19 protein-coding genes and 1 tRNA gene are annotated in these 24479 nt (G+C 59.5%); 6 read left to right on the forward strand and 14 right to left on the reverse strand.

The window, feature by feature from the left end:
• Window positions 1-53: 53 nt before the first annotated feature.
• The 5 genes from HNR46_RS15635 to HNR46_RS15655 form a co-directional block, all read right to left on the reverse strand.
• Window positions 54-1541 (reverse strand): bifunctional metallophosphatase/5'-nucleotidase, encoded by a 1488-nt coding sequence (locus HNR46_RS15635; protein WP_184020451.1) that lies wholly within the window; start codon window positions 1539-1541, stop codon window positions 54-56.
• Between the two features lie 87 nt (window positions 1542-1628).
• Window positions 1629-4820: an efflux RND transporter permease subunit gene (locus HNR46_RS15640; RefSeq protein WP_184020453.1), complete on the reverse strand. Its 3192-nt coding sequence runs from the start codon at window positions 4818-4820 to the stop codon at window positions 1629-1631.
• Window positions 4817-5992: an efflux RND transporter periplasmic adaptor subunit gene (locus HNR46_RS15645; protein WP_184020455.1), complete on the reverse strand. Its 1176-nt coding sequence runs from the start codon at window positions 5990-5992 to the stop codon at window positions 4817-4819. Before HNR46_RS15645 ends, HNR46_RS15640 begins: the two co-directional genes overlap by 4 nt.
• 4 nt (window positions 5993-5996) lie before the next feature.
• Window positions 5997-7421: an efflux transporter outer membrane subunit gene (locus HNR46_RS15650; protein WP_184020457.1), complete on the reverse strand. Its 1425-nt coding sequence runs from the start codon at window positions 7419-7421 to the stop codon at window positions 5997-5999.
• A 6-nt stretch (window positions 7422-7427) separates the two neighbouring features.
• Window positions 7428-8156: a TetR family transcriptional regulator gene (locus HNR46_RS15655; RefSeq protein WP_221285211.1), complete on the reverse strand. Its 729-nt coding sequence runs from the start codon at window positions 8154-8156 to the stop codon at window positions 7428-7430.
• Between the two features lie 239 nt (window positions 8157-8395).
• Between HNR46_RS15655 and HNR46_RS15660 the strand changes: the two genes are divergently transcribed.
• Window positions 8396-9676 (forward strand): hypothetical protein, encoded by a 1281-nt coding sequence (locus HNR46_RS15660; RefSeq protein ID WP_184020460.1) that lies wholly within the window; start codon window positions 8396-8398, stop codon window positions 9674-9676.
• A 15-nt stretch (window positions 9677-9691) separates the two neighbouring features.
• On the opposite strand, the gene HNR46_RS15665 is transcribed toward HNR46_RS15660, so the two are convergent.
• Window positions 9692-10465 (reverse strand): DUF3108 domain-containing protein, encoded by a 774-nt coding sequence (locus HNR46_RS15665; RefSeq protein ID WP_221285212.1) that lies wholly within the window; start codon window positions 10463-10465, stop codon window positions 9692-9694.
• A gap of 938 nt (window positions 10466-11403) precedes the next feature.
• On the opposite strand from HNR46_RS15665, the gene HNR46_RS15670 reads away from it, so the two are divergent.
• Window positions 11404-12060, forward strand: a complete 657-nt coding sequence (locus tag HNR46_RS15670) for a hypothetical protein (RefSeq protein WP_184020462.1) — start codon at window positions 11404-11406, stop codon at window positions 12058-12060.
• Here HNR46_RS15670 and HNR46_RS15675 read toward each other — a convergent pair.
• Window positions 12032-13885 carry a sulfurtransferase gene (locus HNR46_RS15675; protein WP_184020463.1) on the reverse strand — a complete coding sequence of 618 codons (1854 nt, stop codon included), beginning with the start codon at window positions 13883-13885 and terminating at the stop codon, window positions 12032-12034. The two genes, HNR46_RS15670 and HNR46_RS15675, sit on opposite strands and share 29 nt — an antisense overlap.
• A gap of 145 nt (window positions 13886-14030) precedes the next feature.
• Window positions 14031-14106, reverse strand: a tRNA-Ala gene (locus HNR46_RS15680).
• A gap of 180 nt (window positions 14107-14286) precedes the next feature.
• On the opposite strand from HNR46_RS15680, the gene HNR46_RS15685 reads away from it, so the two are divergent.
• A complete protein-coding gene (locus HNR46_RS15685) occupies window positions 14287-15594 on the forward strand; it encodes a mechanosensitive ion channel family protein (protein WP_184020464.1) in 1308 nt (435 codons plus the stop codon).
• On the opposite strand, the gene HNR46_RS15690 is transcribed toward HNR46_RS15685, so the two are convergent.
• The gene (locus tag HNR46_RS15690) at window positions 15595-16500 is read right to left on the reverse strand and encodes a thioredoxin family protein (RefSeq protein ID WP_184020465.1); all 906 of its coding nucleotides are present in this window, start codon (window positions 16498-16500) and stop codon (window positions 15595-15597) included.
• Between the two features lie 107 nt (window positions 16501-16607).
• On the opposite strand from HNR46_RS15690, the gene HNR46_RS15695 reads away from it, so the two are divergent.
• Together HNR46_RS15695 and HNR46_RS15700 are read left to right on the forward strand one after the other, a co-directional pair.
• Window positions 16608-18242, forward strand: coding sequence for a putative Na+/H+ antiporter (locus HNR46_RS15695; RefSeq protein WP_184020467.1), 1635 nt, complete (start codon window positions 16608-16610; stop codon window positions 18240-18242).
• A 4-nt stretch (window positions 18243-18246) separates the two neighbouring features.
• Window positions 18247-18834, forward strand: a complete 588-nt coding sequence (locus tag HNR46_RS15700) for a riboflavin synthase (protein ID WP_184020469.1) — start codon at window positions 18247-18249, stop codon at window positions 18832-18834.
• An 8-nt stretch (window positions 18835-18842) separates the two neighbouring features.
• Here HNR46_RS15700 and HNR46_RS15705 read toward each other — a convergent pair whose 3' ends face one another.
• The 4 genes from HNR46_RS15705 to HNR46_RS15720 are packed head-to-tail and all read right to left on the reverse strand — an operon-like array spanning window position 18843 to window position 22486.
• Window positions 18843-19253, reverse strand: a complete 411-nt coding sequence (locus HNR46_RS15705; protein WP_184020471.1) for a DUF2752 domain-containing protein — start codon at window positions 19251-19253, stop codon at window positions 18843-18845.
• 4 nt (window positions 19254-19257) lie between these two features.
• The gene (locus HNR46_RS15710; RefSeq protein ID WP_184020473.1) at window positions 19258-20493 is read right to left on the reverse strand and encodes a 2-oxo acid dehydrogenase subunit E2; all 1236 of its coding nucleotides are present in this window, start codon (window positions 20491-20493) and stop codon (window positions 19258-19260) included.
• 5 nt (window positions 20494-20498) lie between these two features.
• Entirely contained in the window at window positions 20499-21467 is a 969-nt protein-coding gene (locus HNR46_RS15715; RefSeq protein ID WP_184020475.1) for an alpha-ketoacid dehydrogenase subunit beta, read from the reverse strand.
• On the reverse strand, window positions 21464-22486 hold the full coding sequence (locus tag HNR46_RS15720) for a thiamine pyrophosphate-dependent dehydrogenase E1 component subunit alpha (protein ID WP_343076053.1): 1023 nt from the start codon (window positions 22484-22486) through the stop codon (window positions 21464-21466). The genes HNR46_RS15715 and HNR46_RS15720 overlap by 4 nt, the downstream gene beginning before the upstream one ends.
• A 137-nt stretch (window positions 22487-22623) precedes the next feature.
• Between HNR46_RS15720 and HNR46_RS15725 the strand changes: the two genes are divergently transcribed.
• Window positions 22624-23535 (forward strand): nucleotidyltransferase family protein, encoded by a 912-nt coding sequence (locus tag HNR46_RS15725; RefSeq protein WP_184020477.1) that lies wholly within the window; start codon window positions 22624-22626, stop codon window positions 23533-23535.
• A 38-nt stretch (window positions 23536-23573) separates the two neighbouring features.
• On the opposite strand, the gene HNR46_RS15730 is transcribed toward HNR46_RS15725, so the two are convergent.
• Complete coding sequence (locus tag HNR46_RS15730; RefSeq protein ID WP_184020479.1) at window positions 23574-24329, reverse strand: TrmH family RNA methyltransferase; 756 nt, start codon at window positions 24327-24329, stop codon at window positions 23574-23576.
• Window positions 24330-24479 lie beyond the last annotated feature (150 nt).

The following is a 24479-nucleotide window of genomic DNA, read 5'->3' on the forward strand; positions in this document are numbered from 1 at the left end:
CCTCTCTCCCAATCGGGTGATGCGGACGATTCCCGAGACCGCTGCAAACCCCTTCAGATCGTCTTCTTCTCAAGGAGGAAATCAATCAACGCCTCACGAGCGGCAATCGATGTCATTTCCCGCTTGGATTCCGGCCGTTCGAGGATCTCCAAAGTCCGCATCAGGCTTCGTCCGCCGGATTGCGCATCATAGGAATTCATGGCAATGCCGTAGCGTCGGCTGGGGTCGAGCGGTTGACCTTCATGCAGAATCGCCACCGGTTTGCGATCGCTTCCCCGCTGGACTTCCAATGGCCAAAGGGCCCGGTCACTGCGGAACTCACCCTCCGCTACCACCTCTAAGATCTCCGCGGGCGTCAATTGCGCCGTCACGAGAAGATTCTCGTAGGGCAACCATTCCCAACAATCCGCCACCGTCTTCATTCCAGGCTCGATTTCACCGGTCCCGAATGAGCCGTGAAAGACCGCGTCGATCGGCTTGCCCGCCTTGGTCAAAGCGTCGGAAAACGCCATACAAAGCACCGTCACCAACGAACGCTTGCCCGTTTCCGGGAGGGGACTCGTCACCTCGCAAACCTCCCGCGCCAAATGCTCCGCCGATTCCTTCAACTCCGGCTGTGCCGTCTCCATCACGGCCGGATCCAGCGCAAATCGAGAATCCATGAGCACCGTGAAGGCCCGCTTGTTCACCAGCTTGTGCGTTTCCAAATCAAACGCGAGGTCCACCCGGCCACAATGAATCCCAAAATAATTCGCCTGACTGCACAGCACGTCTCCCACCCGGAAGGAAGGCTCATCGCGATGACTGTGTCCCGCCAAATACACATCCACTTCAGGCACCGCCTTCAGCATCTCCCGAATCGGATTCGCAAAATCGTCCTCAAATCGCCATCCCATATGCCCCAGAGCCACCACCGCATCCACCTTCTGGGCCCTCAGTTCCGCAACACTTTGCTTCAACGAAGCCGTCGGATCAGAAACTCCCACCCCATCCAATGTTTCCGGAGCCAACCAAAAGGGCATGCCGGGCGTCGTCACCCCCACCAATCCAATTCGGAATCCTCCCACTTCCTTGATCAACCACGGCTTCACCTTGCGCCACGGCCCCGGGGCGTCATCTCCCGACCGACCGTCCGCACTCAAATTCCCCGTCAGTACCGCGGGAGTGGACCGGTCCAACGCACCTTCAATCACTCCCCGGCCCCAATCCAGATCATGATTTCCAATCACCCAAGCGTCGTAGCCCAAGCGATTGAACAGATCGATCATCACCACTCCGTCGGTTTCCAATCCCACCGCCGTGCCCTGATAGACATCGCCAATGTCCACCAACAGCGAATCCGGATTCTGGCGTCTCCACTCGCGAATCTGCGACGCACACCTCGCCAACCCTCCCACGTCCCCGATGTCATCGTACGTTTGGGTGGGCTCAATGTGCCCGTGGAGGTCCGTGGTGAAGCAAAGAGAGATCGTTTTGACACGACGCGATTCGCCAGCCAACCCAAGCACGGTAGAGCCCAGCCAGGCTCCACCGGTCATCATCCAATTCCGCCGGGAGAGATTCATACCGCCCGCCAGCATCTCCCGTTCCGATGCAGAATCAAGTGATCGATTCGTAGCGATTCAGCCTCAAACGGTTTTTCGCGATGCCAACCGACGGATATCCTCCAGCAAAACGTAAACACAGGGGACAAGGAACAGCGTGATCACCGTCGCAAACAGGATCCCAAATCCCAGCGAAACCGCCATCGGCACCAAAAATCGCGCCTGCACATCGGTCTCCGTGAGCATCGGCATTAATCCCGCAAAGGTCGTCAGCGACGTCAGCAGGATCGCCCGGAATCGCCTCGCGCCAGCTTTGCGCGCCGCTTCGACCACCGAGCCCTCTTCATCGCGATGCCGATTCACGAAATCGACCAACACCAGCGAATCGTTCACCACCACTCCGGCCAAGGCCACCAACCCGCACATCGACATGATCGACAAGTTCATGCCCAACAGCAGGTGCCCCCCAATGGCCCCAATCAATCCGAAGGGAATCACCGACATGATGATCAACGGTTGCCAATAGGATTTCAGCGGCACCGCAATCAACACATACATCATCACCAGGGCTCCCAAGAACCCGATGCCCATTTCCCGCACGCTGTCGGACTGATCCTTCTGCTCCCCTTCCTGCTGGTAGCGGACTCCAGGAAACTTTTGCGGCAGCGCATCCAAAACCTTCGGCAAAAACGTGCTCATCACCTCGTTCGCATTCGTCGCCCCTTCCACATCGGCCGTCACCTTGATCGATCGCTGTCGGTCCGTGCGATTGATCACCGCAGGCCCTCGCCCGAATTCGTAGTCCACGACCTGCGGCAAAGGAATCTCCGCGCCGCTCGCCGTGCGGATCCGCATCGTTTCGAGCGACTCCAGACGCCGCCGGTCATCCTGCGGGTATCGGACCATCACCTTCACCTCATCGCGGCCACGCTGGAGCCTCTGAACCTCATTGCCATAAAACGCATCCCGGACCTGAGAAGCCACATCGTCCAGCCGCAGCCCCAATGCCTTGCCCTGGGGAGTCAAGCGGATCAGCCGCAGCTCATCCTTGCCCGCCCGGTTGGAGTCGGAGATATCGATCACCCCGGCGTACTCATCCAACTCCTTCTTCACCCAATCCGTCGCCTCGCGGAGCCGCTGCAGATCCGGTCCCACCAAATTGAAATCAAAAGCCTCCCCACCGCCTGCTGTCTCCGCCTTGAACGAGATCTCCTCCAACCCCGGAAGGTCGCCGGCCTTTTTCCGCCAGGCATCAATGAAGTCCTGGCCCGTCACCGATCGTCCGGCCGCTGGCGACATCTCCAAAGTCACCTCTCCAAGGTGGGTCGCTTTGGGGGGGCCATTCGGGTTGAACCCTGTTTGGAACGGCTGCGTTCCAGAGGAGGCAAGAAGGTGACGCAACACCGGTTCCCCCGCATTGTTCCTCAGCTCCTGTCCCACCTCGATCGCCGCCTGCTCCAGTTTCTTCGCAATCTCCTGAGTCGCAGAAAACGGAGCCCCTTGCGGCAGTTCAAACTTTGCGGAAAGAATGTCTCCTTCGACTTCCGGGAAGAAAATGAACTTCACGTGCCCACCCGCCACAAATCCGATGGAAGCCACCAACAAACCGATGAAAGCCGAGGCGGTCACAATGCGCCACCGCAAACACAGCTCCAGCGCCGGCGTGTAGACTCGAACCACAAACTTCTCCAGGCCCCCGGCCACCCAACGTTGGAGCCGGAAAATCGGATTGCGTGGGCGCTCCTTTTGATGAGGCGCCAAGAGCGCAAGGTGCGCCGGCAAAACAAACTTCGATTGCAAGAGGGAGAACGCCAGCGTCGGGATGACCACCAGCGGGATGTTCGGCCAAATCTTCCCCGACACCCCGCTCAACCCAAGCATAGGGGTGAACGCCGCCATCGTCGTCAACACGCCGAAAATCACCACCGTGCTCACCTCATGCGTGCCTTCATACGCTGCCAGTCGGGGGTGCTCACCGGCTTGAATCCGCGAATACACATTCTCCCCCGTCACAATGGCGTCATCGACCACAATCCCCAGCACCAGAATGAAGGAGAACAGGGAGATCATGTTGATCGAAATCCCGAAAATCGGCATCATCCAGATACCCCCTGCAAACGACACCGGGATTCCCAGCGCCACCAAAAGCGCCAAAGAAGGACGCAAAAACAGGGCGAGCACCAGCAAGACCAAGCAAAGGCCATTCACCGCATTGCGCTGCAACAGCTCAAGACGCCCGCGCAGGTAGGAGCTTTGATCATTCCACACCGCGACCTTGACCCCTTCCGGCACCCGCGAGCTCGAGTGCTCAACATAGTCCCGCACCAACCGCGCCAGCGCCAGCGTGTCCTCCTCTCCGACACGGTAAACATTCACCAATACCGCCGGCTTGCCGTCGAACTGCGCGGACAAGTCCACATCCTCGAAACCATCCCGCACCACCGCCACGTCTTCCAACAGCACTTCCGAACCATCCGGTCGGGTCGCCACGGGAATCGTCCGAAATTCGTTCGCCGTGTATCGCTTGCCCAGAGCTCGCACAATCAACTCCCCACCTTCCGTCCGGATCGATCCCCCGGGCAAATCGACAGACGTCCTTCTTACCGCCGCCGCGATTTGCTGGTGCGATAAACCCAACTCGCGCAGTCGATCCTCCGAAACCTCGATCGACAGCTCATAGTCACGAGTTCCTGCAATCGACACCTGCGAAATTCTCGGAGCTCCCCGCAAAAAACTCGCCACCACATCGCTCACACTCCGCATGCCCGCACCCTCATACGTGAGCAAATCATCACGAATGCCCTCGGCCAAACGCGTCAACGTCATCTCATCCACATCGCGATCGGTGGTGATCGCCAAGCTCATCACCGGGTTCTTGATGAGAATTTCCTCCAAAACGGGCTTCTCCGCCTCTTCCGGGAAATTGTCGATCGCATCCACCCGGCTCTTCACATCGTCCATCACCTCGCGGACGTCGTATCCCGTCTCCACCTCGATCGTGACCACCCCCATGTTCTGAGTGGCCGTCGATCGCAGCTTCTTGATCCCCGTCAGGTCCGCCACGGCTTCCTCCACCGGCACACACACCCCCCGCTCCACCTCTTCCGGCGTCGCATTCGGATAGGGCACTTGAACCGCGATCGCATCGATCGAGGTCTCCGGGAAAATCTCCTTCCTCAGCTTGAACCAGGTCGACATGCCGACCAGCACCAGCGCGAGCATCAGGAAATTGCCCGCGACATGGTTCTCACTGAACCATTTGATGGCGTTTTTCATTCTCCAGCCTCCTCCGCTTCTCGAACCTCGGTCCCTTCCACCGGAGTGCTCATCCGGGTCAACAGCAGCCGATCTCCGGGTTCAAAATCCGCCCGTACCACCACGGTATCCCGCGTCGTCCAGAGTTCTTCAACTCTCAGCCGGGCCAAGCGGCCTTCCCGCACGACCCAGATTTCATCCAGGCCACGAATCGTCGAGCGCGGCACCTCCACGGCGCCCTCGATCGGCTTCCCAGGGAACTTCGCGTCCACAAACAACCCCACCGGTGGATACCCTCCCTCGTTGGCCTCCACCTTCGCCACCGCCTGCCCCGTCAAAGTGGTCCGGTCCACCTCACCGGACACCCGCACCAGCTGCGCAGGCCATGTTTGGCGATCCCCGCCCAACATCGAGCTCACCTCAAATTTGGGATGCTCACCCGATTCAATGAACCCGAAATCTCGCAATGGAAATGCCAGAGTGACCTCCAGATCCGCATCCGCATAGAGCTCAGCCACGGCGGATCCCGGCGACAAAATTGCCCCCACTTCCGCGGATCCACTGCGCACCCGCCCCCCAAAAGGCGCTCGGATTTCCGTCCGCTCGACATCCCGACCCGCCCGCTCCACTTCCGCCGTCGCCGATGCCACCTTCTCCCGAGCACTGGCAATCTGCGGCTCCCGGAGCGTCAACGCCGACGGCTCTCCCCGACCCAGCTTCTCCCAATCCCGCCGCGCTTGCTCGCCGCGGGCTTGCTCCGTTTCCAGCGAGAGACCCGCGTCCGCCAGGGCCGACTCCGCAGCAGCCAATCGCGCCCGCAAATCCTCCGATTCAATTCTCACCAACACCTCACCTTCCGCAACCCGGCCCCCCGCAATCAGCTGATCCGATATCCATTCCACCCGGCCGCTCACTTGCGCTGCCAATTTCACCTCTCGACGGCTCTCGATCACCCCCTCGCTTTCCAGCTCTGGAATGACCTGGCGAACCTCGATCGCCTGGGTCCGCACTGCCGGAATCGGCCGCTCCGTCACCACCGTCTCCGGCTTCTCCCGGTTCAGGAACATCATCACCCCAAACAGGAAGCACAGCACTATCACGACCAGCGCGATCAGGAAGGAAAACACAGCACGGATCGCCTCCCGGCGGTGCCGTTCCTCTCCAACAACATCTTCATCAGAAAACTCAGTCATGGCATCAAAGTCGATAATCGCCTCCAAGGGCAAGGTGCAGGGTCACCCGGTTGTCGAGCCGGAGGCGGCGAAGCGTCAAATGCTGGGAAGCCAGCTCAATGCGGCGACTTTGGGCCTGCAAAAGCGTCAGCACATCACCCGCCCCTCCAGCGAAATCTTGTTGCGCGGAGTCGGCCCCTTCGATCGCCAGCTTCAGGGCCTCGCCGACCGAACCTTCCCGCTCAGCCAAAAACTGGTCGGCCGCCAGGGCCATCTCCACCTCGCCAAATGCATTCAGCACCACCTGCTGAAGATTCGCCAAGGCCTCTTTCTCCTCCGCCGTGCGGATCTCCTCCTGCGCCCGCAATTGCCCTCCCGCCAAAATAGGCTGCGCCAAACGCCCTCCCAACGACCACACCCCAAAATCACTGTCGAAGATATTCCGCAGCTCGTTGGTCGTGGTCCCTGCCGAAGCCGTGAGCGGGAAACTGGGATAATAGGCCAACTTCGCCTCCGTTCGACGCTTCCCCGCTGCGGCCAGTTGCCGCTCCGCAGCCAACAGATCCGGACGTCGCATCAACAGCTCCGAGGGCAATCCCGCCGGAGGGTGGGCAGGCACCTCCGGAAGCTTGGCAGATCCACTCAGCTCCGCAGAGGGATAGCGCCCCAGTAAAATCTCCAGCTGCCTCCGTGCTTGATCCGCCTCGCCCTTTCGCTGCTGCAGGGTCGCTTCCGCCGTCGCCACATCCGTCTGCGCCAAGCGAACCTGAGAACCACTCGCACCCGTGTCTGAATCGGCCGTTTGAAACCTTCCAAAGATCAACTCGGCATTGTCTTTGCGGATTTTCACCGCCTGCTCTGCCAGCACGATCTGCTCGTTGGACTCTGCGAGAGCCAGCCAAGCCCGGCTCACCTGCGCTGCCAGCGACGCACGCGCCGCTCGATAAAGTTCACCCTGCGCCTGCAAATCCGCCAATGCCGCCTGCTCTCCAGCGCGCACCTTGCCCCACAGATCAATCTCCCAGCTCAACGAAAGCGAGGCCCCATAGCTCTCAGAAATCGAAGACAGCACTCCGCTGCTCCCAGTCCCACTGATCGGGAGCCCAATGAAATTCTGTTTCTGCCGATTCCCCTGCAGCGCGGCATTCAACTGAGGGCGAGCGGCAGCCCCCGCTCCCCGCGCCGCGGCCACCGCACGATCCACCCGCGCCGCGGAAGCCTTCAGGTCCGGATTGGCACCGTAGGCCTCCGCCACCAATCGGTGCAAACTCCGTCCACCCAGCCGATCCACCCAGCGGTCATCAATGCCCGCCTTACCCTGCCGCTGATTCGACCAACTCCCAGGAGCTGCTCCTGCTTCGCCCATGCGATTCGGAGCCGGAAGGACCGAACAGCCCACCAACATCCCCGAACCAGCACTCACAAGGCCAAACGCCAAAAATCGATTCATTCGAAATCAGAAAAGAAATTCACTCTGAGGAATTTCCGGATTTTTTTCCGAATCTTCCAAATCTGAAACATCCATTTCAATCGGAGCTTGAGGAACCCACTGGCGCATCCCGGCCGCCGCAAACTTCACAAATCGTGAAAGCGTCAATTCCATCGAAGGAGCGCCCGAAACACCGCCAGTGAGTCGATGCAACATCTCCCCGTTCGCCATCGCATGAACCATGCTCCCTGCCATGAAGTGGCCTCTCCACACCAAATCATCTTCCGCAACCCCTGGAAGAACCCTTTCAAAGGCCCGCTTGAAACGCTGACTCACCAATTGAAACTGCAGTTCCAGGCTCTTGGGCATTTGCCCGTAATGATCTCCCATCAATCGACCAATCAATCGCAGACACAGCTTTTCCGAGAGCTCACTCCGCCTCACCTGCGTCAAAAAGGGGCGCACAAAGGCCTCAATCACATCCTCCAGCGGCACCATCTTCCCCGGCACTCGCCGCTCCAGTTCATCCAGCCGCGCCAGGCGCTCTTCATTGATCGGCGTGATATATCGCTCAATCACCTTCTCCACCAATCCTTCGCGACTTCCAAAGTGATAGTTCACCGCAGCGACGTTCGCCCCCGCTTTCTCCGTCACGTCTCGCACCGCTACCCGATCGAATCCGTTTAAAGCAAACAGTTCCTGGGCTGCTTCCAACAAACGTTGGCGCGTAGCAATGCCACTTTCAATTTTGGTCACGGCCGCCTTCACGCCGCGAAACTGACAACCCCAACAAAAGTGTCAAACATTTGATTTAACCCATCCCTTGATTCAAATATCCTCTCGAGGAGCATCAGAGGCAGTGCCCACCCAACCTGATGGGATGAATGCCCGCAAGGACTTTGCTTGATCGAATGCGGAAGAAATCGACGTTTTGGGAATACTTCTGCGTTTGCGCACTCATAAGACCGTTTCTCTCCACCTTTCCCATCCCATCGATGAAACCGAATGCTCCTTGGATTGCCTCTGTCGTTGTCGCTGGCGGTGTCGCCTTCTTCGCAGGTCGCGCCACTTCGCCCTCCTCTCCCGCCCAAGGTGCTGAACAAGGATCCGCGGCCGGCACCCTTGAGTCCTCTCGCTCGGGGCGACTCGACAGCTCCGGATTGGCAGGAGGCACCGATTCCAAACGCAGTGATCGCGGAGCCACCGATGATCCGGAGACCTGGGACGTGCTCACCGATGAAATGGACCGGATCATCCGCAATGGAGACCCACTCGCCCGGGTGCAGGCATGGCTCGATTTCGTGAATACGCTCGACCGCGACCAGTTTGAAAATGTCGTCGCTCAGTTTCGCGAAAAGGGTTTCACCCGTGAAAACATGGCGGAGTATGAAATGCTCCTGACCGCGTGGGCCAAGGTCGATCCCATCACCGCTCTGAACTACGCCACCGCGAACATTGAGAACCCCTACGCTCGCAACACCATCCTCTCGACCTGGGCAACGAGCGATCCTCAAGGGGCGATTGCCTGGGCACGCGCGAGCCACGAAGGCGACGGCGTCAATCCATTCATGGTGGGAGTGATTCGCGGTATCGCCTCCAACGACCCCACGCTGGCGAGCCAGCTTATGGCCGAAATGCCCTACTCCAGAGAACGCGGAGAAGCCCTGGCATCCATCCTTCCTCACATGCTTTCTCAAGGCACCGATGTGGCCAAGGCCTGGGTCGAAACGATCGGCGACGAGCGCCTGCGCGATGGCGCAGTGCGCCGCCTGGCCGATGAGATGATGCGGAGCAATCCCTCCGAAGCCGCCCAATGGTTGGCCGATCATCCCGGTAATGAATCCGGCCGCGGCATCGACGACGCCCTCACCGCCTGGGCGAACACCAATCGCGACGAGGCCGTGCGCTTTTACGAAACGCTCCCCACCGGAGAGATGCGCAGCAATGCCCTCCGCGGGTTGACCAATCAGCTCGCCTCAGAAGACCCGGCGGCCGCCGCTCAGTTCCTCGACCAGCACGCAGCCGACGCCGATGACCGGGTGTATCAACAATTCGTCTGGAACTCGTTCCGCAGCGCTCCCGAACTATCCGCGAACTACATTTCGCGAATGACAGACGCCCGCCAACAGGACCGCATGTATCGCCGCATGCTGGAAGGTTGGATGCGCCGTGATTTCAATGCCGCTACCCAGTGGATGACGTCCAATGATCTCCCCTCCGGCGTGGTCGATCACATGAACGAGCGAATTCGCGAATTTCAGGAAAACCAGCAATGATTCCACCTCGGGCGCTCACAAGGGATGAGCGCCCGTCAGCACCATTCGCACATCGCCGATGAACGCATCGGCCCGCATCTCTAGGAGCAGGCGATCCGGATCATCTGCCAGCCAGAGCGTCGCCGATTTCAACTTCTCATACCTTTCGAGTGCCAGCTCATGGCCGATTTTGCGCAGTTGGAGATCGATCCGGATCGCCGGCTTTCCAAAATGCAGCTCTCTCCCGATCACTCGCGTTTCGACGAGATATGCCGCGGTCTGCGGATACACGACAAAACGGTGAATTTCTCCCTTCGCGAGCGGCTGACTGCGCACGTGGAGAATCCCGGCAAACAGGTCCTTGCAGCCCGAAAAGGAAAATTCATGATCCCGGCGATAATGTTCGTCGCGGCCATGTGGCGTGATTTTCTCAATCACCGAGAGTTCCTGGCGCCTCCAACGGGTTTTGAGTTGAATCGTGTCCTTTCGATCACTTTCCCACCCCGATGATTGGAGCGGGCGCAGATCTTCCGCATCCAGCCGACTGCGGTACTCGAATGCAAATGGGAACATTTTCGCGGCCCATCCGAGACTCCGCCCACCGGCCACGGCTTCAATGGCTCCACGATCCCGGCGAAACTCCATCGTGACCTTCCCGGCATCAACCATCCCTTTCCACGAAAGCCGATACTCCGCCGTCATCGATCGCATGTTCGGATGGGGCCCTGGTTGAAGAGAATCGACCGTCTCCACCCATTTCGGCGACGCCGCAGAGAGCACCAACGGCAAGAAAAGGATCCAGATCATCATCGCCTTCATCCGCTATCCGACGTTCCTCCCTCCCGTTTGTTCACCCATTTTTCTCCGCCCTTGCCATCAGGTCGATGGTTTCATGATTTCAGCCAATGAGCTTTGTCCGCTCGCATCAAGCTGCCTCCATCGCCATTGGGCTATTCATTTTCCTGAATCAGAAGGCACTGGCTTCTGATTCAGAGCTTCAGCCTGTCATCCAAAAGGTTCAATTCGTCTTCTCGATCGTCAGCCACCATCTGTCGATCGCAGAAAGGGTGCAATTTTACGACACCCAAGCGAAGCCCCGGGGGAACACCAACTATGTCGTCCCCCATTTGGTTTGCGACCCCTTGGTCACGTTGTACAACCCTCATCCCGTCTCACTTCATTTTGAAAAAAATTTTCCAGGTCTCTACCTCTCCAATCCGCCGGTTGGATTCAGATTTGAAAAAAATGGAACTCCGCTTCGATACGAACCGGAGGGTAAGAGATTTTTGGGTGTAGCCCAAATGAATGTTGAGTCGGAATTCCACAGCTCCGATGTCAAGAGATTCAGCCTGACGTTCTCGGGAGCTTCCGATCAAGGCTTGCCTGGAGCTTCCCTTGATCTTCAACCTGGTGAAACGAAGGTATTTTCGCCATGGATTGAAGACGATTGGACCTGGCGATCAGAGATTTCCGAGGACTTTTATCCTTACTGCTTTTTCGATGGGTATCCTTCTTACCTGCTTACGAGAGTGGATGTGCGCACACGCAACCTAATGGGGGTCGAGTGCCTCGCTTACTCCTCGGGAGATCTTCTCTGGGACCCCCGAGCGGGTTTTCAATGGGATTGGCTTTCCCAAAGTGGTCGCCCCGCAGCTTCACTCTACTCATTCGAAAAAAATACCATCTATGTTGGTATCGGAGCAGTTGCCATGCAATTGAACCACACCATCACGGTTCAAGCGAAAGCCATGAGAACCCAGCTGGAATCAGCTGACATCTTCGATCTGCGAGTAACTCAACGAGAAGGTGTGAATCGAGATCCAGGACGCGATGGCGTTCGATATTTCACCTTCGATGCGGACGCGATCAAAAGCGATGTGTCCCTCGAAGAGGATGGCATCATTTCACGAACTTTCCGAGTGGGTGATTTGTTGCAGACCGCCGATGACCGATCTCCCGGTGGCAAAACGCCGTTTGCGGTCTTCTCCCTCAAGATACGAAGAAGTTCACTGGTTCGTGGAAGCTATCTCAGTGACACAGAAGAGCATTCATATGTCGACGGCGATCGCTATTTTGATTCACTCTTCACTCCGGTCAGCACCTTTGAAGAAGTCGCCGCCATCGCCGAGAAACCATTACCCATTTCCGAAGCACCTCAGGTTCTTGAATCTGCCATCACTCCCGATGGGGTCTTTTCGGTCGCCATCGCTTCGGCCGAAGGCCTGGAGGGCTGGCGCGTCGTCGGAGGAACTTCCCCGGAATCATGGACGGACGACTTGACGGAGCAAACCACGATCGTCCCCCTCCCCACTCCTGCCGGTGGGGCCGCAATCCACCGAGTGAGCTTCCAATCCACAGGACGTGGACCGAACTATTTCATCCGGTTGGAGAAGCCGGAGAACTGAGGCGATCCCCACTCAGCAAACGGTTCCGACTCGCAGCGTCCTTCGGGACCCACGGGGGCAACGGAACCGTAAAACGCATTTTCTCCCCGGTCAGGGGATGCTTCAGGCGGATCCACCATGCATGCAACTGCATCGGCGCATCGCTCGGCTTGAGCGTGGGCTGGTCTCCTCGTTGACGATTCGGTAAGTAAACCGGATCACCGACAATCGGATGACCCGATTCCCACAGGTGAATGCGAATCTGGTGAGTGCGGCCCGTCAGAGGCTCCACCAACAGCAACGCCGTGCCGTCATCAAAACGCTCAAGCACCCGAAACTCGGTGCAGGCATCCTGGCCATCGGCGTCAATCTCCCGCGCTCCCAACTCCGTGGCACTTGCTGAGATTTTGGATTCGATCCTGAAACAGTCCTCCGGCGGATGCCCATAGACTTTGGCCAAATACCGCTTTTCAACCTCCCCGCGGGCGAATTGAGGCTGCATCAGCTTGGCAAAATGCCGAGTGCGGGCACCGACCACGACACCGCTGGTATTCGCATCGAGTCGATGCGCAGGACGCGGCACTTCAGGCGACCAGGCTTGGCGCAGCAGAAACTCAAGCGTGTTGCGATGGAATCGGCCAGATGGGTGCATCGGCAACGGTGCCGGCTTATCAATCGCCCACATCGCTTCATCCTGGTGGATCAGAGTGATTTGGGCGTTCACCGGGGGCTCCAAGGTTCCAGGGAGAACCCGTAGATATTCTTCCCCGTCCTTGACCCTCCGGTCCACCTTCGCAGCTTCCCCATCCGGTCCCAGGATTCGACCCTGATCGATCAATTCCAGCCAGGAGTCCCGACCGAAGAACGGGAACAGTCCGTCCAATGCTTCCACCAACGGCTTCCCCGCCTGAGTCACGGGCATTCGAATCGGCTTAAAATTATCGTAAGGCACACTCCCGGGAAGAGGGTCAATGACCTCATCAAGGGCCGCCTGGCGGGCGACCCGTTCGGACTCCCTACGGGCTCCATCACTCACGTAACAATACGGGCAGGACTCGCCCTCCACGTAGCGCGGATCCTCTGCTTCGTCCGCTGTCAGCGGCGTCTGGCAAGCGAAACACACCACCGATCCCGACTCTCGCAGGGCCGGATCAAGTCCCACCCTCTGATCGAACACAAAGCACTCACCCTCGTAGTGCTGATTGCCGACGATTTCGAAATACTTAAGAATCCCCCCATCGAGCTGATAGACCTCCTTGAAGCCCGACTGCTGCAAAAATGGGGCGGCTTTTTCACAGCGGATGCCCCCGGTGCAAAAAGTCACCACCGGAGCTTCCTTCATTTCCTCAGGCAACTTCTCCACCGCAGCCGGAAAATCACGGAATCGGTCGATACCGGCAGGGAGGGCTCCCTTGAAAGTCCCGAGCTTCACCTCGTAGTCATTTCGCGTATCATACAGCACCACCGGCCGACCTTCATCGAGCCAACGCTTCAGTTCCTCAGGCTTGATCCGTGGCGCTGGGCGATTCACTGGGTCGATGCCCTCGACGCCAAACGCGATGATCTCCTTCTTGATGCGCACCAGCATGCGGCTGAAGGGCTGATCCTGACTCTCGCTGTACTTGGGCTGCAAATGCTCCAATCCGGGAATCGTCCGCAACTCAAAGACCAACTCTTCGATGGCCAAATGACGCCCTGCCACAAACAGATTGATGCCCTCCGGCGCAATCAGGATGGTCCCCTTGAGATCGTGGCTCTTACAAAAATCCAGCAGGTGAGCACGCAACTCCCGCAGCTCGCGCAAGGGCGCAAATTCGTACGCGGAAATATTCGTGACCCGAGGCATCACAGTCAATTTCTCCGAATCTTCGTCGTCTGCCAAGTTACGGGAACACACGGGGCACGCTGGCTAAGTTGGGCAGGATTCAAAAAAACCACTCATCCATTCATGAGTGGCCTTGCAGCTTGGATTCACTCCGCGAATCGCGGAGTGGTGGAGCATAGCGGATTCGAACCGCTGACCCCTTGCATGCCATGCAAGTGCTCTACCAACTGAGCTAATGCCCCTTTCCTCCTCAAAGATTCGGATCAGGCCCGCCGGAGCGGGGTGCGCGGTTGATAGGGGCATCCCCCGAACCGCGCAAGAAGTTTTTGAGGGGAAATGATGACTTCGCCCAAATCCGCGATTTCTCGGATCTTGCCCCCCATTTCTTGACGCATCCCCTCACCGGTTCAGGTTGGGCGGACATGCTACGCAAATCCCTCGTACTGCCGACTTTCTTGGTGGCGGCGATGGCCTTCGCGGCCCCTCTTTCCGCCCAAAGCGAGCCCTCTGCTTCCCCCACTGCCGCGGCCGAAACGACCCCAGCCGTGGATCCGGAAGTCGATACCGATACCCTCGCCATTCAGCTCGATCCCCTCACTCGGGACGAAATCCAATCCACCATGGAGCGCTGGTTCGAGCAATTGCGCATCACTTCAGGCAAAGTCGCTGCGGCAGAGATCGCCGTCCGACAAGGCTCCGGCAATCGAACGGAATTGACCCAGCTCCGGGACCAACGCGATCAACTTCTCAAACGCTTCGACGTCATTCTCAAAGCCTATGAAGTCAAAGGCGGAGACCCTTCTCAGGAAAAGGCCTACGCAGCCGCAGTCGCCGGCATCAAATCCGACCCGAAGGATATCGGCTCCTTTCTCCACGACACTCAAGAGTGGCTGCGGTCCAAAGATGGCGGCATCCATTGGTTGTTTGCCGCCCTGCAATTCATAGGAATCATGGTGGTCTTCTGGTTCCTGGCGGCCCTGATCGCTCGGCTCACGGAAAGGGCCTTGGAAAAAGGCTCCCACCTTTCCGGACTCTTACGGACCTTCATCAAAACCTGGATTCGCCGCGTCGTCGTCATCGTCGGTCTCATCGTGGCCCTCGGAACGGTTGGCGTGAATGTCGGAGCCGCCCTCGCCCTGATCGGCGGCGGTGCATTCATCTTGGGATTCGCCTTGCAAGACACCCTCGGGAACCTCGCGAACGGACTCATGCTCCTGATCAATCGTCCTTTCGATGTCGGAGACGCCGTCGAAGTCGGAGGCGTCTCCGGCTCCGTGGTCAGCGTCAGTCTCGTCAACACCACCATCCGCACCTGGGACAACAAAAAGGTCCTCGTGCCCAACAAGAGTGTCTGGGGCCAAACCATCACCAACATCACCGGCATGCCCACCCGCCGAGTCGATATGGTCTTCGGCATCGGATACGACGACGATACCGACCTCGCTGAGGAAATCCTCCGCCGTCTCGTCACCCAGCATGAACTCACGCTCGAAGACCCCGCTCCTCAGGTCGAACTCCATGAGCTGGCCGATTCATCGATCAACTTCATCTGCCGCCCATGGGCGAAAACCAGCGACTACTGGCGAGTGCACTGGGACATCACCAAGGCGGTGAAAAAGGAATTCGATGCCGCCGGCATCTCCATTCCCTTTCCGCAACGCGACGTCCACGTCTACCACGAGAACGCCGCCCGCCTGGACTCCTCCGAAAGCTCGGAAAAGCCCGCTTGATCATTCGATGCCGCGCAGCCGCTTCTGCTCGGCGATCCACTCCTGATCTTCCACCGAAAGCCGGAATTCCTTGGTCTTGGCGCGATTCCCATCGGGTTCCACCAAGATCAAGTCCCCCTTGTGATAAGAGACCAATTTGGCGAAAATCTTGCGCCCACGAGGATCGGACCACATCCGGTATCCCTTTTTCTCCATCGTTTTCAACCAGGCGGCGTGCGACTTCTTCGCCAAAAGCTCCGCCTGCCGCAGCAAACCCCATTTGTATTCCGCCTCACCCCGGCGATAACCTCGGTATTTCCCGATCACCTCGCCGGCCGGAGTCAGCACCACCAAAGTCGGCTGACCCAAAACCTTGTAGCGCTTCTTCATCTCCTTGATGAAAGCAGCCTTCGCCGCAGGTTCGTTTTCGGTTTTGTCGCCCGTGACCCGCTGGTCGAACATCAAGCGCACATAGTGGTCCTGCGCCCAATCTTCGAATTCCTGTTGAGAAAAGAGTTCTTCGCTCAGGGCTTTGCAATTGGGGCTATTTTGGGAGTCGGTGAACCAAATCAACACGGGCTTCCCCGTTTGCCGCGCTTCCTTCAGCGCATTCGTGTAGCTCCGCCGCCACGGACCCTCCGTTGGGGCTGCATCCAATAGCTCCTTCAGTTCAGTGGTGATCGCATCCGGATCCTCCGCATCCGGATCCGTGAAAACAATTTCATCCGGATTCATCACCACGCCCGGGTTGTCCTTCAATTGGTCGACCAGTCCAGTCTCCTGAGTCAGGGGTGTTCCTCCCCCTGCCATTCGGGGGGGAACGGCCCCCGGTGGCAACGGCCCCGAAGCGCCGGCGGATTCCGGAGATTCAGTGCCACAACTGGCGAGTCCGATCGCCATCAACCCTGGGAGCCATTTCCAATGCATGGCCCACCCCTACCCACTCGTTTGGAAGTTGGCAATCCACGGTCGGTTTGCCTTGCCGACCGCCCCGACCTCGGCAGACTGCCCCGCGACCCCGACATCCGACCGCGATGAAGCAAGTGTTCCTCCTCATTCTGACCCTCCTGTCGTTTTCGGTCCCCGCCTTGGCTGCGGCAGGCCACGGCGAGCCGCCTCCCTTCAAGGTGAAAATGGATCAATTCACCGAACTCGAAGCCGCTGCCGGCAAAACCGGCATCATGGATCGACTTTCCTACCGAGTTTCCGAAGAGCCTTTCCTCCTCGTCGCCACCATCATCTTCGTGCTGGCGATCCTCCACACCTTCTTCGCCGTCCCGATCACCAAATACGCGCACAAGGTCCAGCATGACCACGACGCGAAGATCCGCCGAGAAAAAGAAGCCGCCGGGGAAAGCGCCTACGCTCAAGACATGGTGAGCTTCAAAGCCACCGCCCTCCACTTCCTCGGCGAAATCGAGGCCATCTTTGGAATCTGGGTGATCGTCCTGATGGCCGCCATGCTGGCGTTCTACGATGTCAGCGCGGTGGAGTCCTACATGGCCTCCGTCAATTTCACCGAGCCGATGTTCGTGGTGGTCATCATGGCTCTCGCCTCCACTCGCCCCGTGCTCCGCTTCGCCGAGTCCTGCCTCGGCATTTTCGCCAAACTCGGCAAAGAAACCCCCACCGCATGGTGGCTTTCGATTCTCATCATCGGCCCACTGCTGGGCTCCTTCATCACGGAACCCGGAGCCATGACCATCTCGGCCATGCTCCTCGCCAAGAAGTTCTATGCCCTCCGGCCTTCGCCGAAATTCGCCTACGGAACCCTCGGACTCCTGTTTGTGAACGTCTCCGTTGGCGGTGTCCTCACCAACTTCGCCGCACCGCCCGTCCTGATGGTCGCCGCACCGTCGAAGTGGGACCTCACCACCATGGAAATGCTCACCCACTACGGCGATAAGGCCGTCATGGGAGTGATCGCCTCCGCCATCCTCTACTTCCTGTTTTTCCGCAAAGAACTCCAGGAAATGGGTCGCAAACTCGCCGATCACGATGGCGACGGCAAAGGCGACCTCGGTGGCAAGCACCGGGCCATCCCGGTTTGGGTCACCATCGTCCATCTCCTGTTCATGGGCATCACCGTCTACTTTGCCCACTATCCCTCGATCTTCGTCGGCGCATTCCTGTTCTTCCTCGCCTTCCGCCTGGCCACCGCTCACTACCAAGATGAGGTCAACCTGCGCGGACCCGTGCTCGTCGGCTTTTTCCTCTCCGGCCTCGTCATCCATGGTGGATTGCAGGGCTGGTGGCTCGCCCCCATCCTCAGCAGCCTCGATCAATGGCCGCTGTTCATCGGTTCGACCATCCTCACCTCTTTCAATGACAACGCGGCCATCACCTTCTTGGCCAGCCAGGTGCCAGGCCTGGGCGCTCACATGAAATACGCAGTCCTCGCCGGCGCCGTGACCGGAGGTGGACTCACCGTCATCGCCAATGCTCCGAACCCGGCCGGACAGGCCCTCCTCGGTCGCTTCTTTGGCGATGGGATTTCTCCCGCCAAATTGGCCGCCTCCGCACTCATTCCCACCATCCTGGTCGGAAGCCTGTTCATGTTCTTCCCGGATCCCGGGATCGACAAAATGTTCGAACTGAAGACTCCCGAAGCCCACTCCGAAGTGCTTCCCGCCGCAGAATCTCCCGAGGCAGCCCCCACGGCCCACTAACGTCATGTTCACCGGCCTCGTTGAAGCCACCGGCTGCGTCCGCTCGATTGAATTCCGCGGCGATCAGGCCCGCCTCACCCTCGACCTCCCTTTCGCCGCGGAATTGGCGGAAGGGGATTCGGTCGCCATCAATGGAGTTTGCCTCACCGTCATCCACCTCGATGCCAAGGGCGCTGGCTTCGACGTCCTGCGCCAAACCCTGGAAGTCACCTCCTTGGGAGATCTCACCGAGGGCTCCCTCGTCAACCTAGAGCGGGCCCTCCGCGTCGGAGATCGCCTCGGCGGGCATTTCGTTCTCGGCCATGTCGACGCCACCGGTCTCGTCGAAGCCGTCGAGCCCATAGGGCAGGACCACCGCTTCGCCCTGAGATTGCCCCGCCATCTCGTTCCCTACTGCATCGACAAAGGCTCCCTCGCCATTGACGGAATTTCCCTAACCATCGCCTCCCTCGAGGACGACCTCGCGACCTTTTGGATCATTCCCCACACGTTCGCGCACACCAACGTCCACACCCGGAGCGCTGGCCAACGAGTCAATTTGGAAGTCGACGTCCTCGCCAAGCACGTCGCCAAGCTTCTCGGAAAAGCTTGATCGCTTGATCATCGCCCCCCTGGGGCCAGCCAACAAAAAGGCACCCAGGGAAGGTTCCGAAGCACCCCGAAAGCCACCACCACGGCCACCCAGCCCAAGGCTTGCCGGGTGCTCATGTTCAGAGGCCGCTTCGGCGGCTGGCCTCGCAACCATGCCCACAAGGAGGGCGCCAACCCGATGAACCCCAGGGGCATCAGGATCATCCCCAGCGGATTGAACCGAAAGGCATTCCATCCATCACCTTTCAGCAAAGCCTCCAGGGCACGCGTCATTCCACAGCCAGGGCAATAGAGCCCCGTCCAACGATTCCATCCGCAGGAACTCGGCAGCCCCGGATCTCGACCCAATGCCCAGACAAGAGCCGCCGCTCCCAGGCCAACGACCAAGGCAAGGAGGGTGACACGTCCCGCCGCCTTCATCGCCCTACAGCCCCGCGGGTGATTGCAACAAGTCGGCAATCCGACCCAGCAACAGACCCGCTCCGCCACCATCGACCACACGGTGATCAAAGGTCACGATCAACTCTGCTTCCGTGGCGGGCACAAATGCTTCAACCTGAGCACTCCACACCGGCTTTTTCACCCCGGCAGCCAATCCCAAAATCAAGGTCTCATTTGGTAGAGGAATCGGCGTTCCATGGGTCAAACCGAAAGTGCCGAAGTTCGTCACCGTCGCGATCCCGCCCTTGGTGTCGTCCTCACGCAATCGCCGCCGACGCGCGCGGTCGACCATGTTCGCGTATTCATCGGTCAACTGCGCCAAAGTCATCGTGTCCACATTTCGCAACACCGGAACCACCACGCCATCTTCCACCTGCACCGCCACTCCGATATCAAAGGCCCGGGGGTGAACAATCCGCTCGCCAATCAAGAAACCCGCACTGGCCGGATCCTCGGCCAAGGCCTTCGCAAATGCTCGCAAGACATACAAGGTCAGCCCCGGTTTCGGATCCTGCTGCCGTCGATGCTCGAGCACCCGATCCAACAACACCGGGCGACTCACGGTCGCCAGCGGTCGCGTCCAGCTCCGACGCATCGCATCCGCCACCGCCAATCGCATCGGTGAAGCATGGCTGCTCGGCCATTTCGAAATGTAATCGAGGAATTTCTCCAAGTCCTCGACCGTCACTCGTCCGCCCGCCCCGGTTCCCACCACGGCCGAAATGTCCGCTTCACGCAGTCCCATCTCGTCCATCCGCGCACGCATTCGCGGTGAAATGTAGTGCGCCCCCTTCACACCTGCCGGCACCGGAAGGCCACGCACACTGGGCTCCACCACCGGCTGCAATTCTTCGTAGCTGTCGTCGTCGACGGCGAAATGCAGATTCTCTTCGCCCTTCGAGGCGATCGGTTGCTCCGCCGACCGGCTTTCCGCCGCAGCCTCCAAGGTTTCCACACCCGTGCGCATCGCCTCATCCTCCGTCACCTCCAGGAACCCCAAGGTACTCCCGACGGCGTAGGTCTTCCCCTCCTCCGCCAAAATCTCCTTCACCGTACCTCGGCACAGCGTGGTCACTCCCATCGTCGCTTTTTGCGTTTCCACTTCAATGACCTCTTGATCCGCCTCCACCACGCCACCCGGCGTGATATCAATACGGATCACGGTCGCCTCAGCAATGGATTCGCCCAATTGGGGCATCAGGATCGGAACAGTCGGCATGACGGCTAAAAAGCGAGAAGTTCACGCATCGCGAGACAAATGGTCTCGGGCGTAGGCCGATGGGCGGCCCAAAGATTCGGATGATAGGGCACCGGAGTGTCCCGGGAATTGAAACGCTTGGGTGGTGCATCCAGCAGATGGAAACCTTCGCTCGCCACCCGGGCCACCACTTCAGCCGTGACGCCCCCCCAAGGGAACGCCTCCCCGAGAGCCAACAATCGGCCAGTGCGCGCCACACTCGCCAACACCGTATCCATGTCGAGCGGCTTCACCGTGCGCAGGTCGACCACTTCGATCTCCCAACCGCTCTCCACCTTAAGACGGTCGGCCGCCCGCACCGCTTCATGCACCATCGCGCTGTAGGCCACGATCGTCGCATGCTTGCCCGGCCGGGTGATTCGCGCCTGCCCCAAGGGCGGAGCTTCACGATCGATCGATGAGGCCTTGAGCCAACGATACAGGAACTTGTGCTCACAGTAGACCACAGGATCATCCAACGCCACCGACTGCAAAAGCATGTGGTAGGCATCCGAGACCGTAGCCGGCGTCACCACCACCAACCCCGGATAATGCGAATAAATCGCCTCCATGCTCTGGCTATGGAACGGCCCTGAGCCCGGAGTTCCCCCCGACGGAAGACGCACCGTGATCGGCACCGGCATGCCCGTACGATAAAAGTGCGTGCCCGCGTGGTTCACGATCTGATTGAAAGCAATCGACGAGAAATCCGCAAATTGCATCTCCACCACCGGTCGCATGCCCGCCAAGGCCGCTCCGATCGCCATTCCGATCATCGCATCCTCGCTGATAGGGGAATCCAGCACCCGCCCCGGATACGCTTCCGCAAGGCCCTTCGTGGCCTTGAAAGCCCCACCAAAGCGACTGATATCCTGACCGTACAGGAAAACCCGCGGATCCTCCCTCAAGAGATGATCCTGCGCCTCCAGAATGGCGTCGACGTAAGTGATACTCATGCGTTTTGGTCGCCCGTCTGAGGCATTGAAAAAGCTTCCCACTGCTCCCTCCAGGGGTCCGGTTTCGGGTCACGCTGCGCTGCCGCCAAAGCCGCCTGCACTTTTTCCCCGATCTCCTCCTGCCACTCGGCCAACTCGGCCTCCTCTGCGTAGCCTTCCTCCACCAACTGACCTGCCGCCACGGCCATGCAGTCCTGGCCCAATGCTCCACACTTCAGGGACTCAGGAACGTAGCTTGCGTCGTCGTGCTCACCATGCCCCGTCAGCCGCAGCAAGCGGGCCACCACCATCTGTGGGCCACCACCCCGCCGCGCCTCCGCCACCGCTTCCCGCATCACCCGCAGGCAAGCGAGAAAATCCGTGCCATCCACCGAATACCCTCTCACGCCATATCCCTTGGCTCGATCCAACAGATCCTCACAAGCAAACTGCCGGTCATTCGGCGTGGAATACGCAAACTGATTGTTCGCCACCACCACCACCAACGGCAGCCTCTCCACCGCCGCCGCATTCAAACCTTCGTGGAAGGCTCCGGTCGAAGTCGCACCGTCACCAATGCACGTCGCACCCACCATCCCCTCCAGGCGCCCTTGCAATCGACGCGCCAGCAACCACCCCGCAACCACCGAAACCGCCGCGCCGAGATGCGAAATCATCGCTAACATCCCGCGCTCCGGACGCCCACGGTGAATATTCCCGTCGCGTCCCCGCATCGGCCCTTCCGCCGATCCCAAATAGGTACGGGCACAATCAATCACTTCTTCCCCGAACGCCGTGCGCCCACCCTGATCGCGAATCAAGGGCGCAAACACGTCCGTGCCAGGAATCAGGCAGCTGCCCAGAGACGCACTCACCGCCTCCTGCCCCTTCCCCAAATACACGCCGCCGACAATCTTGCCGGCCTTGTACAGGCTCGACAGCTTGGTTTCCAACAGGCGCGCCTCCAGCATGGCCCGATAGACCTTGCGGGCATGTTCCCGATCGGTGAGCAATTCAATGGATTCGGCGGTGTCCGGCACGGCGAAAGGCTAAGGTGACCCTTCCGTGACGGGCAAGGGATATGCGAGTCTCCCGTGAATCCTGTCGGCACTGGACACACCCCGGCCTCCCCCTCTATCACGCGCTCGCGGATTGCCATCCCTCCGCCGTTCCACTGATGAAACCGACCCTTCTCGTTCTCGCCGCCGGCATGGGCTCCCGATACGGAGGCCTCAAACAAATGGATCCGATGGGTCCCCATGGAGAAACCGTTCTCGACTACTCGGTCTTCGACGCCATCCGGGCGGGCTTCGGCAAAGTGGTTTTTGTCATCCGCGAAGACTTCGCCGATGCCTTTCGCGAAACCGTCGGCGCCCGCTTTGCCGGCCGCATCGAAGTCGCATACGCCTTTCAGAAACTCGACGACCTCCCCGAGGGATTCTCCGTCCCCGAGGGCCGCCAAAAACCCTGGGGCACCGCCCACGCCGTCCGCGCCGCCCGCCACGAAATCCAAGGCCCCTTCGCCGTCGTCAATGCCGACGACTTCTATGGCGCCAACGCCTATGCTGTGGTTGCCGATTGGTTCGCCAAACACCCCGGAAACGACGGCAAGGAACACTACGCCATGGTCGGCTATCCCCTGCGCAACACCTTGTCCGAACACGGCTCCGTCAACCGGGGCATCTGCGAAACCACTCCTGAAAGCCTCCTGACCGACGTCGAAGAAGTCGTCGAAATCGCTCTGGGCGACGACGGCATCGCACGCGGCACCCGCATCGGGGGCGACCTCCTCGAGGTCGCGCTCGATCGACCCGTCTCCATGAATTTCTGGGGCTTTACCCCCTCTTTCCTCGCCCAACTCGAGACCCATTTCACCGAGTTCCTCCAGGAAAAAGGCAGCGAACTGAAAAGCGAGTGCTACATCCCCACCGTGGTCGACGACCTCATCCGCAAGGACCTCGCCGACTGCACCGTGCTCGAAACCTCCGCCAACTGGTTCGGCGTCACCTACCCCGATGACAAACCGCACGTCGTCGCTTCGATCGCCGCGCTCGTCGAAAATGGCGACTATCCGAGCCCGCTCGTCTAGGCGATCCCCTCCCCCTCCGATCAGGCGCGGCGGCTCTTTCAGCCCCGCGCCTTTTTCATTTCCCATAACATCACCGCCGAGGCCGCCGCCGCATTCAGCGAGTCCACCCCGGAAACCATCGGAATCCGCACCCGCACATCGCAGGCGGCTTTCCAAAATCCATTCAAACCCTGGTCTTCGGATCCAATCACCAGAGCCACTCGGCCCTCGTCCCACTCGCACGATTCCAGAGACGCCGTTTCCTCCCCGCCATCCGCTCCCACCAAACGGAACTTCGCCGCCTTCAGGCATCGCAAAATCTGCCCGCCATCCGCCACCCGGATCGGAATTCGGAAAAGCGCCCCACTCGACGCCCTCACCGCCTTCCGCTCATACGGAGAAACCCCTTCGTCGCCAAAAAGGACCGCCTGAGCCCCCAATGCTGCCGCATTCCGCACAATCGCCCCCGCATTCGAAGCATCCGCCAACGACGGACACACCACCACCCGCGCATCCTCCGGCAACTCCTTCATCAGACTCGCCACATCCCGCCGTTCGTCCGGCAACTTCGCCAAGGCAATCAATCCGCGGTGAAACGCATAGCCCGCCACCTGCTCAAGCATCTTACGCTCCACCCGCGTCAGCTCCAACCCACTCCAAATCGGCAACATCCATTCGCAATCGTCCGCCGCCAAAATCCCCTGCACATCCCACCAGCCACTGATGGCCCCCTCCACCGCATGACGACCTTCCAACACGATCCATGGGTCGCTGCGCTTGCGCGTTTGCCGAGAAAGTTCGTCGATCCATTCCATCTCGCCGCGCTGCTTACCACCCCACCCATCACCCTGCAAACGAAAGGGGCCGCACACTCATGCGGCCCCTATTTCGTCATGAAACCTGGAAACTTTCGTGTCCGGGAACACCACCATCATCCCACCAGAACGGATTTTGTCATGTCACCA

Origin of the sequence: Haloferula luteola, from assembly GCF_014201715.1 — a bacterium.
In the GTDB taxonomy this organism is placed as follows: domain Bacteria; phylum Verrucomicrobiota; class Verrucomicrobiia; order Verrucomicrobiales; family Akkermansiaceae; genus Haloferula; species Haloferula luteola.

Excerpts from the sequence above, each read along its gene's own strand:
- HNR46_RS15635 (WP_184020451.1), bottom strand. The coding sequence starts at position 1,541 with ATGATGACCGGTGGAGCCTGGCTGGGCTCTACCGTGCTTGGGTTGGCT.
- HNR46_RS15640 (WP_184020453.1), bottom strand. The coding sequence starts at position 4,820 with ATGAAAAACGCCATCAAATGGTTCAGTGAGAACCATGTCGCGGGCAAT.
- HNR46_RS15645 (WP_184020455.1), bottom strand. The coding sequence starts at position 5,992 with ATGACTGAGTTTTCTGATGAAGATGTTGTTGGAGAGGAACGGCACCGC.
- HNR46_RS15650 (WP_184020457.1), bottom strand. The coding sequence starts at position 7,421 with ATGAATCGATTTTTGGCGTTTGGCCTTGTGAGTGCTGGTTCGGGGATG.
- HNR46_RS15660 (WP_184020460.1), top strand. The coding sequence starts at position 8,396 with ATGAAACCGAATGCTCCTTGGATTGCCTCTGTCGTTGTCGCTGGCGGT.
- HNR46_RS15665 (WP_221285212.1), bottom strand. The coding sequence starts at position 10,465 with ATGATGATCTGGATCCTTTTCTTGCCGTTGGTGCTCTCTGCGGCGTCG.
- HNR46_RS15670 (WP_184020462.1), top strand. The coding sequence starts at position 11,404 with ATGAGAACCCAGCTGGAATCAGCTGACATCTTCGATCTGCGAGTAACT.
- HNR46_RS15675 (WP_184020463.1), bottom strand. The coding sequence starts at position 13,885 with ATGCCTCGGGTCACGAATATTTCCGCGTACGAATTTGCGCCCTTGCGC.
- HNR46_RS15685 (WP_184020464.1), top strand. The coding sequence starts at position 14,287 with ATGCTACGCAAATCCCTCGTACTGCCGACTTTCTTGGTGGCGGCGATG.
- HNR46_RS15690 (WP_184020465.1), bottom strand. The coding sequence starts at position 16,500 with ATGCATTGGAAATGGCTCCCAGGGTTGATGGCGATCGGACTCGCCAGT.
- HNR46_RS15695 (WP_184020467.1), top strand. The coding sequence starts at position 16,608 with ATGAAGCAAGTGTTCCTCCTCATTCTGACCCTCCTGTCGTTTTCGGTC.
- HNR46_RS15700 (WP_184020469.1), top strand. The coding sequence starts at position 18,247 with ATGTTCACCGGCCTCGTTGAAGCCACCGGCTGCGTCCGCTCGATTGAA.
- HNR46_RS15705 (WP_184020471.1), bottom strand. The coding sequence starts at position 19,253 with ATGAAGGCGGCGGGACGTGTCACCCTCCTTGCCTTGGTCGTTGGCCTG.
- HNR46_RS15710 (WP_184020473.1), bottom strand. The coding sequence starts at position 20,493 with ATGCCGACTGTTCCGATCCTGATGCCCCAATTGGGCGAATCCATTGCT.
- HNR46_RS15715 (WP_184020475.1), bottom strand. The coding sequence starts at position 21,467 with ATGAGTATCACTTACGTCGACGCCATTCTGGAGGCGCAGGATCATCTC.
- HNR46_RS15725 (WP_184020477.1), top strand. The coding sequence starts at position 22,624 with ATGAAACCGACCCTTCTCGTTCTCGCCGCCGGCATGGGCTCCCGATAC.
- HNR46_RS15730 (WP_184020479.1), bottom strand. The coding sequence starts at position 24,329 with ATGGAATGGATCGACGAACTTTCTCGGCAAACGCGCAAGCGCAGCGAC.